At 56.4% G+C, this 17,356-nt stretch carries 9 protein-coding genes; all 9 read right to left on the bottom strand.

Going from position 1 to position 17,356, the window contains the following annotated elements; all coding sequences use genetic code 11:
* Window positions 1-93 precede the first annotated feature (93 nt).
* Entirely contained in the window at window positions 94-1,425 is a 1,332-nt protein-coding gene (gene nusA, locus HMPREF1323_RS08195; protein WP_009433709.1) for a transcription termination factor NusA, read from the bottom strand.
* Between the two features lie 49 nt (window positions 1,426-1,474).
* Window positions 1,475-1,945, bottom strand: a complete 471-nt coding sequence (gene rimP / locus HMPREF1323_RS08190) for a ribosome assembly cofactor RimP (protein WP_009433673.1) — start codon at window positions 1,943-1,945, stop codon at window positions 1,475-1,477.
* 823 nt (window positions 1,946-2,768) lie between these two features.
* The gene (locus HMPREF1323_RS08185) at window positions 2,769-4,586 is read right to left on the bottom strand and encodes a glycoside hydrolase family 66 protein (protein WP_198004381.1); all 1,818 of its coding nucleotides are present in this window, start codon (window positions 4,584-4,586) and stop codon (window positions 2,769-2,771) included.
* A 122-nt stretch (window positions 4,587-4,708) separates the two neighbouring features.
* Window positions 4,709-6,835, bottom strand: a complete 2,127-nt coding sequence (locus HMPREF1323_RS08180; RefSeq protein WP_044124263.1) for a glycoside hydrolase family 97 protein — start codon at window positions 6,833-6,835, stop codon at window positions 4,709-4,711.
* A 148-nt stretch (window positions 6,836-6,983) separates the two neighbouring features.
* Window positions 6,984-8,435, bottom strand: coding sequence for an alpha-galactosidase (locus HMPREF1323_RS08175; protein WP_009433687.1), 1,452 nt, complete (start codon window positions 8,433-8,435; stop codon window positions 6,984-6,986).
* Window positions 8,436-8,463: 28 nt separating this feature from the next.
* On the bottom strand, window positions 8,464-10,023 hold the full coding sequence (locus HMPREF1323_RS08170) for a SusF/SusE family outer membrane protein (RefSeq protein ID WP_009433711.1): 1,560 nt from the start codon (window positions 10,021-10,023) through the stop codon (window positions 8,464-8,466).
* Window positions 10,024-10,069: 46 nt separating this feature from the next.
* Complete coding sequence (locus tag HMPREF1323_RS08165; protein WP_044124262.1) at window positions 10,070-11,794, bottom strand: RagB/SusD family nutrient uptake outer membrane protein; 1,725 nt, start codon at window positions 11,792-11,794, stop codon at window positions 10,070-10,072.
* A 45-nt stretch (window positions 11,795-11,839) separates the two neighbouring features.
* On the bottom strand, window positions 11,840-14,830 hold the full coding sequence (locus HMPREF1323_RS08160; RefSeq protein ID WP_083845395.1) for a SusC/RagA family TonB-linked outer membrane protein: 2,991 nt from the start codon (window positions 14,828-14,830) through the stop codon (window positions 11,840-11,842).
* 210 nt (window positions 14,831-15,040) lie between these two features.
* Window positions 15,041-16,702, bottom strand: a complete 1,662-nt coding sequence (locus HMPREF1323_RS08155; protein ID WP_044124266.1) for a DUF6377 domain-containing protein — start codon at window positions 16,700-16,702, stop codon at window positions 15,041-15,043.
* Window positions 16,703-17,356: the final 654 nt, after the last annotated feature.

Here is a 17,356-nt window from a genome sequence, read left to right as displayed (position 1 = left end):
TTCACGGGCTCGCTGCTGGCTTGCTCGGGCTTCTCGCTAATGGGTATCTACACTACAGGGAGCGACAGCTGGGCAGCGGGCGGGCGGGACGGATTAGTCTTCTTCTCCCTCTTCGGTGGCGAGCTCAGCGGTGGGCTCGTCAGCTTCGTAGGGCTCTTCTTCGGAGAACTCGGCGCTGAGGACCTCGAGGATACGGTCGAGGACGTCTTCCTCCAGCTCAGTCTTCGCAAGGAGCGTAGCACGATCCTCACGCAGTACGGACTTAGCCGTGGTGTAGCCTTCCTCCTTGAGGGCCTGGATCATCTGCTCGTCGATCTCGTCAGAGAACTCGTCGAGGTAGATATCCTCCTCACCCGTAGCACCCTCTTCGTCGCGGAAGATCTCAATACGGTAGCCGGTCAGGAGTGAAGCCAGCTTGAGGTTGGCAGCGTTCTTACCGATAGCCAAGGGCACCTGATCGGGGCGCATGTAGACCTCGGCCTGCTTGATTTCTTCGTCCTCGTCGCTGAGGGCGATGGCCACGGCCTTCCCAGGGCTGAGTGCGCGCTGGATGAAGAGCATGGGGTTCGTAGTGTAGGTCGTCACGTCGATGTTCTCACCCTTCAGCTCACGGACGATGCTGCGGATACGCGAACCGTTGACCCCGACGCAAGCCCCTACGGGGTCGATGCGGTCATCATATGACTCTACGGCGATCTTAGCACGCTCACCAGGGATACGGGCTGCGGCACGGATCGTGATAAGGCCATCAGCGATCTCAGGCACGTTGAGCTCTAAGAGACGCTTGAGGAACTCAGGGCTGACGCGCGAAAGGATGACCTTAGGATTGCTGTTCTCGTTCTCTACACGCTCGATGACAGCGCGTACCGTCTCACCCTTGCGGAAGAAGTCGCCAGGGATCTGCTCGGTCTTGGGCATGAGGAGCTCGTTGCCCTCATCGTCGATGAGCAGGGCTTCGCGCTTCCATACCTGATAGACTTCGGCGGAGATCAGCTCGCCCACACGGCCTACGAAGCTGTGGTAGAAGTGCTCCTTCTGCAGCTCGAGGATCTTGCTTGCCAAGGCCTGACGCAGGTTGATGACTGCGCGGCGACCGAAGGAGTTGAAGTCGACTGCATCGACGAAGTCCTCGCCGACGGAGATCTCTGAGTCGAAGCGCTGGGCTTCGCTCAGGGGCACCTCACGCACCTCATCAACGAAGTCCTCATCGGCGACGACGTGACGCGTACGCCAGATCTCGAAGTCACCCTTCTTCTCGACGTTGATGATGACGTCAAAGGTATCGTCCGAGCCAAACATCTTCGACAGGACATTGCGGAGGGAATCCTCCATGACCGCGATCAGCGTATTGCGGTCGATACTCTTGAGCTCCTGATACTCGAGGAGCGCTTCGATCAAGCTGGTAGTCTCTTTCTTCTTTGCCATGGGGCTATTATTAGGTTTATTTTTCTACTGATGAATAGAGAGGAGGGGGTTAGAACTTCAAGACGCGCTTGGTCTGTAGCACCTCATCCATCGGGATGGGGAGGGCTTCCTCGACCTCGATCTTGCGCTTCTGACCCTCGGGGCGTACCTTGCGTACGACGGTGAGGGTGATCGCTTCGGCGGTAGCGTCAGAGAGGACGCCCTTCTCCTTGATACCCCCCTTACGGAGCACCTCGACCTCCTCACCGATAGCGTCGGTGTACTGACGGAGGACCTTGAAGGGTGCGGTGAGGCCTGCAGAGCCGACCTCGAGCTCGAAGTCCTCTGCCTCACGATCCAGCTGCCCCTCGATATGCTTCGAGAGGGCGACGCATGCATCGATGCTGATGCCCCCACGGGCACCCAGCTCGACGATAATACGATTGCCAGGGTGGACAGCAACTTCTACAATATAATAATCGGGGTGCTCGGTGGCACAGTACTGGGAAGCAATTCCCTCAATGTAGCTCTTATCGATCATGACGCGTCTCGTAGGATAATAGGGGATGAATGCAAAGAGAGGAAGCTCTGTCGCCTCCTCTCTCGATCATCTCTTTGCTACAAAGGTAATAAAAATCACCGACATAAGCTACCCACCCTACACTTCTTCATGTAGACGCTCCCGCCCAGCACCTCCTAAAGGCACTGGGCGGGAGCGTTGATGAGAGGTCCGTCACCACAGATCTACATCACGAGTAAAGCTCAGCGTCATGGCCTGCAGCCCATAGATACTAAATGTATCGAGTGACCCTATCACACTGTAGAAGGTGTTCTCTCATAAGCAAGACTCCACCACCCGAGGGTAGGCCAAGAGCCCTTATCACAAGCGCACTCTCCATTCATAAGGCACAGATACGCTGTTCTTTAATTCCTTTACAAACGCATTTATATAGCCCCCCAATGCCACCTTTTTCCTTGCCGAGAAATAGGGAGGAATATAAGGGAGAGCTATCAACCTATATGGGTCGGTGGGCTGACCTATATTGGTCCGTGCGTGAACCTATATTAGATTGTTGCTCTGCGTAGGGATAAAAGTTGCGGACGAGTGGCAGATAAGTTGGGACTACGTACGTGGATCTAATATCTACGTACGTGGATATTTGGATTTGCGTGCCTGGTCTTTAAGACTACGTGCATAGATAGAAGAAAACCACTACGTGAAGGTGCTTTTTCCTTCACGAGAAGGACGCTTTTCCCTCCGCTGGACAAGAGGAATACGCGCGATAAGGCGAAGCCCCGCCCCATAGACCGAGGGTCTACGAGACGGGGCCAACAACACCTATCAACTTATGAATGAGGGGGAGCTAACGAGCAGGTGCCAGCTCCAGGACGAGCATCGTCCAGTAGTGGAGCGCAGGGAGCGTAACCGATACCACCCCGCTACGCTGGGTGAATGGCAGGAGCTCGGGGGCTCCGCCACGCAGGTCAGGCGAGGCTGCCCAGACACGGACGACACGCTCCGCACTCTCCAACTGGAGCGGTAGCTGACGCACCAAGCGAGGCTCAGGGCGAGTGCCATCGACATCCCGCCAAGAGAGGTCATTCGTCCCCAGGAAGTTCAGCAGATGCACGACCTGCTGTCTCGGGCCGACCTGCTTAGCGAAGGCAGTGATAGCATCTGCCTTCGGAGGCCAAGTCGTGAGCTGGACGTCGGTACTCGTCGTCCAGATACGAGGTGTGAAGGCATGGCGGGAGGTCGTCCCACGGAGCCAGTTCTGATAAGCCGTGAGGAAGTCATAGTAGTGGACGATAGCCTCCCGTAGCTCGGGACTCATCGCCAGGGGTGCTGCGGGGAAATACTCGCGTGAGAGCATGTGGTCTCCCAGCTCAAGGTGTGACCCACCGAGGGCGAACATCACCGCATCGGTCAGTAATACTCCTGGGGTATTCATCAGCTTATCCCCTCGCCCACCGTGATCAGCCTTATCATAGTTCAGATACGCAGCGAAGACCGTCGGGAGGCGGTGACGGCTCAGGCTATCATTGCGCTTGATGATCTCATAGAGGTTGGCAAAGGCCGCTTCGGAAGTACCTCCATAGCCGTTGCCATTGCCCCAGACCTCATTGTAGCAGAAGTCCAGCTTCCCTGTGCCGATGATCTCGGCAGCGCCATAGCCCGAGACGGCATTCATGATGAGACGCTTCTCGGGACGACGCTTCTTGACGGCCTTGATGAAGGAGGCATAGGCGCGTGGGAGATGGACCTCGCGCCCCGTCGCATCATAGCGTGGGCCACGACTGCCCAGCTGGTCGATCTGATAGCCATCGAAGTCAAAGAGCCGATAGACCTCGTCATTGCGGTCGCAGAGATAGCGCTGCCAATCTGCGTTCCCTGGATCCAGGAGGTAGATATTACTCTGCCAGCTCGAGGGAAGGCCATGGAAATCCTGATACCTCTTACCCTCCTTGGGCTGAGCATAGAGCGCCCAAGCCTCCTGCACACCATCTTCCGTAGCTCCCTTCCACGACCCGAAGCAGAGGTTGTAGAAGATCGACTTCATCCCGTAGCGGTGCTGTAGCTCGATGTAGTGGCGGACGTGCTCGGCCTTGACCCAGCGGTTGCTGACGTCACGGTAGGCGGGCATCAGCTGCCCCTTGGCATCGAGAGGAGCGGGATAATGATGCTTCCACTGCCAGTCTTGGAACTGCACGCCATTGATATGGCAGCGATTGAGGAAGGCCATCTCCTCGGCGATGCGGGTGCGCTTAGCAGTAGGATCTCCCCCATCATCAAAGTCCGCCACGAAGCCGTAGCGGGGGAAGCGTCGCCAGTCACTGGACACATCGACGGCGATGGTAGCGACGACCAGCTCACATTCGGCAGAGCGGGTATAGACCTCTACGAGATAGCCCTGAAAGTCCCGCCGTGGAGGGCGCCATGACCAGCGGCCAGCCTTCACCACCTCGGCATAGGGGACCTCAGCGAGGATCTGCGCTCCGTGGCGGTAGCGGATGAAGAGGGCGGAGGGAGGTGTACCCGAGGCGGTGAGGTGTACCATCTCACCTGGTAGATAACAGGCCTTATCGGTAGCGAGCTCCATACGGGGTAGTGTGGGCTCTTGAGCTTCAGCTGAGAAGAGGAGAGCTGCAGAGAGGGAGAGGCTCGAGATCATCTTCGGCATACGCATACAATATATATAGAGTGTGTGGGGTATCTTGAGGGAGGGCAAGGGCACAAAGAGAGGAGGCTGAGCACAGGCATAGTGCCGTAGCTCAGCCTCCTTATCTATATAGAATAGGCGGATTACTTCAGGGGCTTGAGACCCTTCGTATCCTTAGCCTCTACGATACTGATAGCATAGCCACCACCAGCTACCGAGTGGAGCTTGAGGACAGACTTAGCCGTGACCAGTCCCTTAGTGATGGTATAGGCCTGTGGGTTGGTCTTGTAGTCGGCATCGGGAGCATCGGCATAGACCGTAGCTACATACGTCTTCCCCTTGTCGAGGAAGTCCAGACGCAGGGTCGAGTTGTGAGGCTTCAGACCCGTGACGCTACCGACGAACCAGCTGCTGGAGCCCTTTGCCTTACGAGCTGCGGTGATATACTCCATAGGCTCAGCCTCGAGGTAGATGGACTTATCCCAGTCGAGGGCGACATCCTTGATGAACTGGAAGGCATCGAGGTGCTTCTCATAGTTCTCAGGGAAGTCAGCAGCCATCTGCAGCGGGCTGTACATCGTCACATAGAGAGCGAGCTGCCCACCGATGGTGGAGTTGGCACGTGAGCCATTGGAGCACTGCATCTCGAAGATACCAGGCGTGTAGTCCATGGGGCCGCCCTGCAGACGCGTGAAGGGAAGGATAGCCGTATGCCCAGGGGTGATCCCGCCGAAGGCTTGATACTCCGTACCACGTGCGCTCTCGTTGCCGATGAGGTTAGGATAGGTACGGCAGAGCCCCGTAGGACGGACAGCCTCGTGGGCATTGACCATGATCTTGTAGTCTGCAGCGCGCTCGATGGCATGCTGGTAGTGATTGATAGCGATCTGGCTGTAGTGGTGCTCACCACGAGGGATGAGGTTGCCGACATAGCCGCTCTTCACCGCATCATAGCCATAGTCCTTCATCAGCTGATAGGCTTGGTCCATGTGCTTCTCGTAGTTCATGATGGACGAGGAGGTCTCGTGGTGCATGATTAGCTTCACGCCCTTGGAGTGCGCATACTCATTGAGCGCCTTGATATCGAAGTCGGGGTAAGGCGTCTGGAAGTCAAAGACATATTCCTTAGAGTTGCCGAACCAGTCTTCCCAACCGATATTCCAGCCCTCGACGAGGACGCCACCAAAGCCATGCTGAGCGGCAAAGTCAATGTAGCGGCGGACATTCTCATTATTTGCCGAGTGACGGCCCGAGGGCTTAGCCTTCGCGTAGTCGGTGATGCCGAGCTTGACGGAGGGGAACTGAGAGGTATAGGCCCAGTCGCCCTTACCCGAGATCATCTCCCACCATACGCCGACGTACTTCGTGGGGTGGATCCAAGAGGTATCCTTGATCTTACAGGGCTCGTTGAGATTGAGGATGAGGTGCGAGGAGAGGACCTTGCGCGCATCGTCGGTGATCATGATCGTACGCCAAGGGCTCTGGCAGGGCGTCTGGAGGTAGCCCTTGATACCCTGTGCATCGGGAGTCAGCCAAGAGCGGAAGACCATGTTCTTATCATCGAGATTGAGGTGCATCGCAGGATAGTTCACCAGCGCAGCCTCGTGGAGATTGATGTAGAGGCCATCGTCCGTCTTGAGCTGCAGAGAGGTCTGTACCCCCGTCTCGGAGAAGGAAGTCTGTGAAGCATTGTCCGTCACCTTCTTCTTGAAGAGCGGGCGGATCTCGCTAAGGCGTGAGCGCGAATACTCGTACTCCTGCGTGTCGTAATCACCAGGGATCCACCAAGCGATATGGTCACCCGTGAGGGCGAACTCGGTGCACTCCTCCTTGACGACGAAGTAATTCAGCTTACTGCCCTCCTGAGGGAACTCATAGCGCAGGCCGACGCCCTCGTCATACACACGGAAGCGGAGGTTCATCACACGCCCCGTCTTCTCCTGGATGAGACCCACCAGCAGCTCCTTGTAGTGATTGCGGATGGTCTTATTCTCGCCCCAGACAGGCGTCCAGGTCTCGTCAAAGGTCGAGGTCTTCTCCCCCGTCTGCGTGAAGCCCTCGAGGAGGTTCTCCGCATTGTGGAGCTCGTAGCCGAGGCGGCTGGGCTTGATGACGGGCTTACCTCGGAAGGAGACCGAATAATAGGGCTTGGAGTCACGGAGGGTGAAGGTCAGCTTCATCTCACCGTTGGGGGATGTCACCTCGGAGGCATGGACTCGACCAGCGAGCCCCAGGCACACGAGGCACATAAGCATAAAGAATCTTCTCATATCTGCTTAGCTATATGAATGGTATGGGTATAAACTCTTAGAGATAGGCATGCCCCAGCCCGCACTTGGACTGGGGCATACTACGAGCCTGCCCGCATAGGGCAAGAGGCTCTACTCAACATTAAATAGATGCTCGGAGCGGAGGATCTTACAGCTTCGAGAGCTTGAGGATCTTACAGCCATGCGCGGGGATCTCTGCGGAGATCGTCCCTGAGACCGTACCTTCATCCTCATGTGTCCAGAGGTTGCGAGCCTTCCACGAGCCGTGGATGCCGATCTGTGAGAGCATAACGGAGCGCGTGGCGGCAGACTGATCGCGGTTGAAGAGGCCGACGACCCAAGAGCCGTCCTTCAGCTGGCCGTACCAGATCTCGCCATCGATACCCCAGAGGTCACGCTTGTAGGGCTGACCGACGAAGCCGTCCTTCTGCAGGGCGAGCAGCTCTTCATTCTGGAAGAAGGTGAGGTCATGGGCATTGGGGTAGTCCGTGACGGCAATAGGCCCACCTGCCATCAGAGGCAGAGAGATAGCCGAGCGCTTCTCATCATCGCTGGCGAAGGAAGCGAGGCGGATGAAGTCCCCATCGAGGCGAACCTTGCCACGACCCGAGATCTTCGACCAGTTGATGAAGCCGTCAAAGGCATTCTCTGAGTTAGGCCAGCCACCACGCAGCGAGCCACGGTTGTTCTCCGAGAAGCGGTACCAAGAGCCTTCGAGAGCGTCGGCATTGATACGGATCATATTGCCAGCGTACTTCTCGATGATCGCATTGTTCTTGAGGTGAGGCATAACAAGGGAGACATAGACGCCGTACTTACGGGCGTACTTATTGATCCACTGCATCCCACGCACATAGCGCTCACGTCCATAGCCGCGGTCGATCTGGTCGCTGTAGTTCATACCGTCTTCATACCAGGAGAGGAAGTCCATACGGATGAAGTGCACACCCATATCAGCGTAGTGCTTGAAGAAGGCCTCGAAGTGCTGCTCAGCTCCAGGGTGATCGGTGAGCACCCAACCGAACTGATCATTCTTCGTGGGGTGGAGGACATCCTTATCCTTCTCGGGATTGTAGCGCAGGCTACCGACAGTGATGCCGTCAGTACCTGGGATGATCGCATTAGGATTGCTATAGTGCAGCCAGAAGGGATTGTCGTAGACCCCGAGCTTGAGGCCCTTAGCCTTGAGCTTGGCGATGATCGTAGAGAGCTCGATCTCGGGAGAGCTCTCATCCTTCTGAGAGCGGCTGTAGCGCGTCATATATCCGTCGTCCCCACCCATGGCAGCGAAGCCATCGGTGACAAGCATATCGTAGCCGTAGGGCTTGAGGTTGGTAGCGACGAAGTCAATAGCTTCATCCCAGTCCTTCTCGGTGAAGATATTGGGGAAGGAGCCGTCCTTCTCCTGCTGACGCAGTGCGCCATAGACGCTCCAGTAGAGCGGAGCATAGTCCATCCCTGGGTCTTGAGCCAATGGCGTCAAGCCCTGCGTAGGGTCGACCTTGTCGACGCTGAGGTCACTCGTCACGTCCCACGTGTTGCTATTGCAGCTGGTCATAAGAGCTGCCAGCGCCAGTGCGGCGATGAGATATTTCTTCATATTCCTATTGTCTTGTTAGAGTCGTCGGCTATGCACCGATATACGTGACGTTGATCTTCTTCGTGGAGAAGTTGATGGTGATCTTGTAGGTACCTGCTTGCGTCACCTTCCACTTGTGGTCAGCACCGCCCTTGACGACGTCGCCAGCACTGATGCCCGAGGCATTCACCTCCGTATCAGCCTGAGGGGCCTGAAGCCAGTCACCAGAGAAGTCATCGTTGGTCGAGGTGAGAGCCACCTTGAACTCCCCGTTACCGAGAGCACCCTGCCAAGAGAACTCAAGGGGCGAGGAGCTACTCTTCGTCATCGCCGTCCCCTTGATATCCCAGCCCTTAGGCGTAGCACCACCGACGAGGCGTGCCTCAGCAGTAGCGATACTCGTGCTGGCACCACCGACGTATTCGGCGGTGAGCTTGTGCGTCTTCATATCGATGGTGAGGACGTAGTTGCCAGCCTTCGTGACCTTCCACTTATTGTCAGCACTCTTATTGGTACCAGCGACGACGTCCAGTGCGCTGGTCGTAGCGTCCGAGATCTCGACATCGGCAGCCGAAGCATAGAACCAGTCCTTAGCCACGTCATCGAAGCCACCGGTATTCGTAGCCATGAGCTTCAGTGCTCCAGCCTTGAGCTCGCCAGCGTAGACGAACTTATGCTCACCGACCTTCTTGAAGGCAAGCGCCTCGCCGATATTCCAGCCACCGGCAGCATCGCCAAGAGCGTAGAGCGTCTCGGTCTTCCAAGGATCACTCTTGGGGGCAGCGGTGAAGGACTCTACCTTGATCGTGCGGTTCGTGACGTCGAAGACGAGCTTATACGTCCCAGCCTCGGTGACCGTCCACTTATTGTCTGCGCCACCAGCGACCATACCCTGCTTGGATACCCCTTCGTGGCTGAGTGTCACACCTGCCTCGGGAGCCTGGATGTAGGGACCAGCGTAGTCCTTGAGGACCGTAGCGTCAGAGACGAGCTTGAATTCACCCGTCTTCAGTGCTCCCTCATAGGTGAACTGCAGGGGGCTGTCGGAGGTCTTCGTGAAGGTCGTAGCCTCCGTCGTTGACCAGCCCGCAGGAGTAGCGTCACCGATGAAGCCCAGCGTAGAGGTCGTGATAGGTGTCACGGGCTCAGCGCCCTCATAGACAGCCTGGATCGTGCGCTCACGCAGGTTGATTGTCAGCAGATAGGTACCCGACTCGGTGACCTTCCACTTCGTGTCGTCACCTCCTCGGCGAACGCTGATGCCGCTCTCGGCGACACCTTTACTATTGATCTCGGTGTTTGCCTTCGGAGCATAGATGAAGGTCGCCCCCCAGTCGCCCTTAGCGAGAGGGAACTTCAGCTCCCCTGCGGCGAGACGGCCATGGTAAGTGAAGACGAACTTATTGCTGGCATCGCGTACCAGCTCGGCAGGATTGTCAATGCTCCAGCCCGCAGGCGTAGCGTCACCTACCATATAGAGATGGTCGACCTTGAGAGGGAGCTCCTCGTCGATGACTACGATGTCCTTGTCATCATGGCATGACTGGAGGACCGCTGGGACGGCGAGCACTGCGAGAGCCCATATCCCATACTTGAATATTCTGTTCATGTCTAATCTGTGTGCTTTAGAGATTACACCTTAGTATGTAGTGGAGTTAGTAGCCGGGGTTCTGCTTAAGGTTGCGGTTAGCCCCAAGGATATCTCGGTGAAGCGGGAAGATGAGCGTGTGGCTATCGGCATCGGCCTTCTTATCCCACCAAGCATCGAGGAACTTCCCGAAGCGGATGAGGTCGATACGGCGACGCCCTTCGGCGAAGAACTCACGGCCCCATTCGGCGAGCATTTCCTTGAGATCGAGCTGTGCCGTACCCTCGGGAGCATAGAGAGCCGTCGACCAGTCGGAGGAGGGATAGTTACGCTTACGGACGCTATTCAGTAGCTGGGCAGCAGTGGTCGCATCACCACTGCGGAGCTTGCATTCGGCGAGGCTGTAGATGATCTCAGGCAGGCGGATCTCACAGTAGTCTGCCTCGAGCTGCCCTGACTCATCGTCAGAGTAGAGAGGATACTTGGCGAACATCCAGCCAGAGTTATCGTCGCCGTCCTCCAGACGGCTCTCAGAGGTAGCGAGCCACTTATTCCCGTCGGTACCGCCGAACTTCCCTACGGCATCACGCAGGTCAAGCGTGTAGCGCCCGTTGTGATCCTTGAGGTAAGCCGTCTGCCCCTTGTCATCCGTGTAGGAGATCTTACCGAAGATGAAGAGCCCTTCGCGGCGGTTGTTACCGAGGTTCGTGTACATCTTCAGGCGGACATCCGAGGGATATTGCTTGAAGCGCTCGATAGGCATACCCAGCTCATAGGTGTACTTCTCTCCCTTGGGGTTGTAGCTGGGAGAAGCCGAGTACTTGATGTTGTGCGTACCGACCTTATTCTTCGTATCCTTGAGCCAGTCACTGGCCTTAGAGGGGACAGACCACCAGAACATATCACCATTGTAGTGCCAGTGTGTACGACCCGCTGAGGCAGGGAAGGCGAAGATGACTTCGTCAGAGGTCTGGTTGTCCCAGTCGAAGGCAGCGTCCCAGCGGTCAGCTACCTTGTAGGAGCCGTACTTGCCGTCGAGGATATCCTGAGCGTACTGCGCACACTCGGTGTAGTGGTCCTCACCGATGTAGACCTTTGCATTGAGGTAGAGGCGCACCAAGAGAGCTGCGGCACTGGCCTGCGTCCACTGACCTTGCGCGGCCTGATTGCCTCCGAGAGACATCTTGCGAGTCAGCTCGGGCAGGACTGCCTTCAGCTCAGACTCGATGAAGTCATAGACCTTACGAGGCTCTACCTGACCCGTGGAGTTCTTGCTCGTGTCATAGTAGCTCACCGCCAGAGGGACGTTGCGGAAGGCGTCCAGCAGACGGAGGTAGAACCACGCACGCAGCACTCTATTCTGCGCCTTGAGGTTCTTGAACTCCGCATCAGAGAACCCGAACTTCGCGGCTGAGCGCTGCTCGAGGTCCTCGATCACGAGGTTAGCCTGCATGATCCCTTGGAAGCAACCATTGTACTCCGTCTGGGCTTCGCCATTGGTCGTGAGCCACTCATGGCGGTGCATACGCGCCCAGCGTCCACCATCATCCCACCAGTCTTCGCGGGTGGGGGTGATGAGCTGGTCAGCGGACTCTTCATTGAGCACGTGGCGGCTCTGCACGCTCCAGAAGGCGTGCTCGAAGGGGCGGAAGACGGCACGGATGACGTCCGACTTCGTGTTATAGTAGTTCTGTGAGGCGACCTGATCGTAGAGATTCTCGTCCAGGTTAGTACATCCCACGAGGCTGGCAGCGACGAGCGCACCTGCCATATATTTCATTGTCCTTCTCATTGCTTACTCTGTATGATGTCACAGACAGTGATGTCCATCAGTAGATTAGAAGTTGACCTGCGTACCGATCATGAACTGACGGGTCGAGGGGTAGTACGAGCGAGAGCCCGTAGCCCCTGGGTTCAGCCCATTGACCTGATAGTTCGAGGGGTCGATACCAGAGAACTTGGTGATGGTAAAGAGGTTGCTCGCCGTAGCGTAGATGCGGACAGCATCAATGTACTTCTTCTTCAGATTCAGCGTATAGCCGAGGCTGACTGAGGAGAGCTTGAGGTAGTCCCCGGGCTCGAGGAAGTAGTCGGAGACGATGGGGTTCTGCGAGACGATCTTATTCTTGCTATAAGCCTTGTCCATCACATTGCCCTGGAAGTTCCGCGTCCCATAGTAGAAGTCGTGGATATTGAAGAGGTCGAAGCCGAGTGCCGTCTGGAAGAAGAGCGAGGCATCGATATTCTTGTAGCGCAGGGTATGGGTCATCGAGCCGGTGAACTGAGGCAAGCCATTGCCCACATACTGACGGTCATCGTCGGTAGCATTATCGGCAAGGACCTTGTCGCCGTCCTTGTCGTAGACTACCCAGCGCCCCTGAGGATCTACCCCAGCATACTTCAGCATGTAGAAGTTCCCGATACGCTTGCCCTTCTCGATACGCTGCAGGTTATGGAAGGGATAGGGATCCTCCGTGCTGACGACGTCGTAGTAGTCCTGCCCGACGAACTTATCATTGCTGAAGTCCACGAACTTATTGCTCATCGTAGCCCCGATGACATTGATCGTGTAGGTGAAGTCCTTCGTCTTGACGGCATTCCACGTGAGGTCGAATTCGAAGCCACTATTGCGCATCGTACCTACGTTGACGAAGGTCGAGGTGAAGAGATAGGGAGGTACCGAGACATTGTAGTCACCGAGGAGGTCCTGCTGCTTACGGCTGTAGTAGTTGAAGGAGCCGTAGAGGTCACCACCGAAGAGCGTCCAGTCGAGACCGACGTTCCAGTTCTGACCCTTCTCCCAGCGCAGGTCCGGGTTGACGTTCTTGCCAGGTCCCCATACCTGATAGTACTTACCATTATATAGGTAGTAGCCGAAGCCCGACATCGTGTTGAGCGAGCGGTAGCTGTCGAAGGACTGGTTCCCCGTGATACCGAAGTCACCACGGAGCTTAAGGTCCGTGAGCCAGCTCTTCGTCCCAGCCATAAAGGCTTCGTCAGAGATACGCCAGCCGGCAGAGATAGCGGGGAAGTTCCCCCACTTGTGGTGCTCACCGAACTTCGACGAGCCTTCGTGGCGGAGTGAAGCCGTCAGCATATAGCGGCCCTTCCAGTCGTAGCTCACACGACCAAAGAAGGAGATGAGCTTGGAGTCATTCTTATAGGACCCCATACCGAGCTCCCCTTCATCCTTAGCGTAAGTACCGCTACCGAGGTTGTTGTCCTCGAGCGCATCGTTGGGGAAGTCCTTATTCGCAGCGTTCAGCCCTGAGTACTGCTCATACTGATAGGAGTACCCTGCCATCACCTTGAAGTTGTGATTGCCGAAGGAGTTGGCGTAGTTCGTGACCCACTCGAGGGTACGTATAGCACTCTTCGAGTAGTCCTGCGAGGCCTCACCTTCACGACCGGCATTGATCGCCAGCGTGCTCGTCGAGGGGCGAAACCACTGATTGTAGTTGTCATACTGGTGGTCAGCGAAGGTCAGCTGCGTGGTCAGCGTCTGACGATCCTCCTTATTCAGGAGCAGAGGCAGGAGGTTGAGCTTGACGGTACCGTCCCAGTCAAGGAGCTTCGTCGTACCCGTGCTCTTATCCTTCTTCAGGAGCTCGAGCGGATTGTAGCCAGCAGCCTGCCCCTTGAAGTTGTAGTAGAGCGAAGGATCCTTGGGGTCCATGATAGGTGTCGTGGGGTTAGCCTCGACAGCATTGCGGAAGACATCCCAAGAGGCATTCTTGCGGTAGGCGATACGGGGAGCGACATTCAGCGAGAAGGTGATGAGACCACCCTTTGCCGTGTGGTTCAGTGCGACACGCGCACCATACTCCTCACGCCCCGAATAGAGATCGATACCATTGGCGCTGCGGTAGTCAGCCGACACACGATAGTTCGAGCGAGCACTACCACCGCTGAGGCTGAGCGAGTGCTGGGTGCGTGCCCCGACACGGCTCACCGCATCAAGCCAGTCGACACTGCCCCCGAGGTCGTAGCCGACACCCGAGGCCAAGCGGTTTGCACGATACTCATCAGCACTGAGCATATCGAGCTCGCGCTTGATGACGTCGAAGGAGACCGTACCCGTGTAGGTCGTATGAAGGTTGCCGTCACGGGCGCCCTTCTTCGTCGTCACGAGGATGACCCCATTCGATCCGCGCGTACCATAGATAGCACTGGCAGCCCCATCCTTGAGGATGTCGAAGCTCTCGATATCGTTGGGGTTAAGGTTCGTCAGGTTACCACCAGGCACCCCGTCGATGACGATGAGTGGGCCGAGGCCTGCAGCACGGGAGGAGACCCCACGCACCTGGATGCTTGCCTGATTGTTGGGGTCACCTGCTCCGGTATTCGTGATGCTCACACCAGCGACCTTCCCCTGGATCATCATCGAGGGGTCGACGGTAGCCATCTGAGAGAAGTTCTTGGAGGAGACGTGGGTGACAGCGGAGGTCAGCTCCTTCTTGCCCATCGTGCCATAGCCGACGACGACGACCTCATTGAGCGTAGCGGCATCTTCGGTGAGGACGACCTTGATCTCACGACGGCCATCAAGGGCTATCTCAAGGGGCTTGTATCCGACGTAGCTCACGCGGATCGTAGCCTTAGGATTCTTAGCCTTGAGGACAAAGTGCCCCTTGGCATCGGTCATGGTACCATTGGTCGTACCCTTCTCGAGGACGGTCGCCCCGATGATGGGCTCACCTGCTGGATCAGTCACGGTACCCTTGACGCTCACGGTCTGGGCAAAGAGGCTGACCGAGGTGAGTACCAAGGTCGATGAGAGGAGTAGTCGCCGCAGCGAGGTATCCACGCTTTGTACAGTTTCCATCATTGATATGTAGGTTAGAATTTTTATCCCAACAGTTAGGTATCTGGCGACTCGGATGAGTGGCTGAGCCTTAGCTCACCTGGATCGCTACCAACGAAGATAGACGAAATGCATACGCGAAGAGGGTGAGGTACTAAGTATATAGTTGGTGTAGAAACATCCACTCTGATACTTAGCAACTTACCCTCTTTTTGCAGACAAAAAAAGTAGTGATTATTGGGGCGGATTGGCGCCTTTCAGAGCCTTTTTCCCGATCTCCATGACCTGCTTCTCGAGCTCGTCACGGTCGCCTCGAGCACGATTGCGCATGCGGGTACGGTAGTTGTAAATCGTCGTCACCGAGTAGCGCAGGAAGTGTGCGATCTTGGTGCTGTCGGTGATACCGAGACGGATGAGTGCGAAGACACGCAGCTCGGTATTGAGCTTCTGCCCTGGCTTGAGCTGTACCTGCTCGTCCTCACGGAGGAGTGCATTGAAGTCCTCGACGAAGGTCGGGAAGAGGTTGATAAAGGTCGTGTCGAAGCTATCGTAGAACTCTGCCAGCTCCGTCTCGACCTCCTGATTGTATGAGGTGAGAGCCTGCTGGATCTCCTTCGTCTTGCCAGCGCTGAGGAGCTGACGCAGGCGCTTACGGAAGCTCTCCATCTTCTCCAGATAGCTTGAGCACTGATCCATGTACTGGGTGATGTAGGCCTCCTTGAGGTACGAGGTCTCGGTGATGAGCTGATTCTGCCGCTTCATCTCCTCGTTGTACTCCACGAGCGTGCGGTTGACCTCATTGAGCTGACTATTGGCATGCGCCAGATCCGTCTGCGCCTGCTGTAGGGCTTTCTTCTGCTTCAGGACGCTGAAGATGGCGAAGGTGAGGCTCACGACAAGGAGGCTGATGGCGATAAGGACCCCTGTGATGATACGCTGTTGCTGCTGCTTCTTCTCCAGATAAGCCTCATTGACGACGGGGAAGGTATCGAGGATCTCGAGGATACGGAGGCGGGCATTACACGCCTTCGCATCGGCCATACACAGCGTGAGGTAGTGGTAGGCTCGGTCGATGTCACCCGACTGGAAGAGGATCACAGCGAGCTTGCGCAGGGCGATGTACTCACGTGTATCGCTCTGCATGTCGCTGATAGCGGCCAGCGTGTAGTAGTGTCGGGCCTCCTCGATACGCCCCATGTGGTAGTAGGCCTCGGCGATGGTGTAGTGGTAGCCCGCGTCGAAGCGCCCATCGCCCGTGGGCGTGAAGGGCAAGAGCTCACGTAGGGCCTCGGCATACTTGCCATGGGCGGTCAGCTTATCGGCATAGATCATCCGATACATATTCGACCCTGCCTCATAGATCGTCAGCAGCGAGTCGCGGAAGTCATCGGTGAGGCTGGCATAGGCCGCTTTCTCTTGTGCCGTCACGGCATAGTCCGCCATGAGGCCGAAGAGGCTTCGGCAGAGGTGGAAGAACTGGCTACGCTGCCCTGGGAGGACGCCCCCCTCACGCAGCGGCTTGATGATCTCATCGGCTTCCTTGAACATCCCGATCGTCATCAGTGCCGTAGCCCGATGGAGCAGGGCGTTCTGCTTCTGCTCCTCATTGCCTGCCTGCTGAGCCAGCTGGGAGAGTGCCGTAGCATAGAAGAGCGAGGAGTCGGTATTGTATGAGCGGTTCTCCTGCCACAGTGCCTCGTAGAGGTTCATGCGCCCCTCCACGTTCCCAGCACTCAGCTTACTCAAGCTCTGTCGCAGGGTCTCTAAGGCCTCCTCCTTGCGCTGCATATAGGATGGACGCTGCTCGATCGTCTGATTGAGCTTCACCAAAAGGCTATCCGAAGAGCCTGCCCACAGCGAAGGGAAGAAGGAGAGGAAGACAGCGATAACGGCCATCCACTTTAGAGAATTCCGCTTGATCATAGCCCCAAATTTAGGAAGTATCCTTGATTTATCAGTAAAAGCGCGTGAATTCGGCAGGGTTTTCGTCATCGGATCACCCTCCTATGACGGCTCTCTCCCCCCCTCTTTTTTTCTTATCCAGCGGAAGGAAAAGTATCCTTCTCGTGAAGAAAAAAGCACCTTCCCGTAGTGGATTTCCTCTGTCTATGTACGTAGTCTTAAAGACTAGGCACGTCAATCCAAATATCCACGTACGTAGATATTAGAGCCACGTACGTAGTCCAAACTTCTCTGCCACTCCTCCACAATTTTTATCCATACGCGGAACAACGACCTCATATAGGTCACTTCATAAAGCTATATAGCTTTCTTCGCCATCCTATATAGCTCTACCCACGTACCTATATAGGTCGGCGGGCTGACCTATATAGGTTCGCACCACCCTTACTGCGAAGGCGCAGAAAAGCTCGGCGTAGAAAGGCCGTTCCTAGAGGTAACTTCTCCCCCACGAACAGGAATAGCACGGCAGGCTCCATACGTGGGGGAGAAGCCGTATCTTCGCAGTGTGAAACAGGTCGATACAAATCCATCCCGCCCTACCTTCCAGCCGCCCCTCATGACGGGGCTTTCTGAGCAAGGAGTCTCCCT

Source organism: Porphyromonas sp. oral taxon 279 str. F0450, from assembly GCF_000292995.1.
Lineage (GTDB): Bacteria > Bacteroidota > Bacteroidia > Bacteroidales > Porphyromonadaceae > Porphyromonas > Porphyromonas pasteri.
Note: the sequence above shows the minus strand (reverse complement) of the source record. Positions and strands in the feature narration are given on the sequence as shown.

What these genes read in the sequence shown, in the direction of transcription:
- nusA (WP_009433709.1), bottom strand. Translation starts at nt 1,425, where the DNA reads ATGGCAAAGAAGAAAGAGACTACCAGCTTGATCGAAGCGCTCCTCGAG.
- rimP (WP_009433673.1), bottom strand. Translation starts at nt 1,945, where the DNA reads ATGATCGATAAGAGCTACATTGAGGGAATTGCTTCCCAGTACTGTGCC.
- HMPREF1323_RS08185 (WP_198004381.1), bottom strand. Translation starts at nt 4,586, where the DNA reads ATGCCGAAGATGATCTCGAGCCTCTCCCTCTCTGCAGCTCTCCTCTTC.
- HMPREF1323_RS08180 (WP_044124263.1), bottom strand. Translation starts at nt 6,835, where the DNA reads ATGAGAAGATTCTTTATGCTTATGTGCCTCGTGTGCCTGGGGCTCGCT.
- HMPREF1323_RS08175 (WP_009433687.1), bottom strand. Translation starts at nt 8,435, where the DNA reads ATGAAGAAATATCTCATCGCCGCACTGGCGCTGGCAGCTCTTATGACC.
- HMPREF1323_RS08170 (WP_009433711.1), bottom strand. Translation starts at nt 10,023, where the DNA reads ATGAACAGAATATTCAAGTATGGGATATGGGCTCTCGCAGTGCTCGCC.
- HMPREF1323_RS08165 (WP_044124262.1), bottom strand. Translation starts at nt 11,794, where the DNA reads ATGAGAAGGACAATGAAATATATGGCAGGTGCGCTCGTCGCTGCCAGC.
- HMPREF1323_RS08160 (WP_083845395.1), bottom strand. Translation starts at nt 14,830, where the DNA reads ATGATGGAAACTGTACAAAGCGTGGATACCTCGCTGCGGCGACTACTC.
- HMPREF1323_RS08155 (WP_044124266.1), bottom strand. Translation starts at nt 16,702, where the DNA reads ATGGCCGTTATCGCTGTCTTCCTCTCCTTCTTCCCTTCGCTGTGGGCA.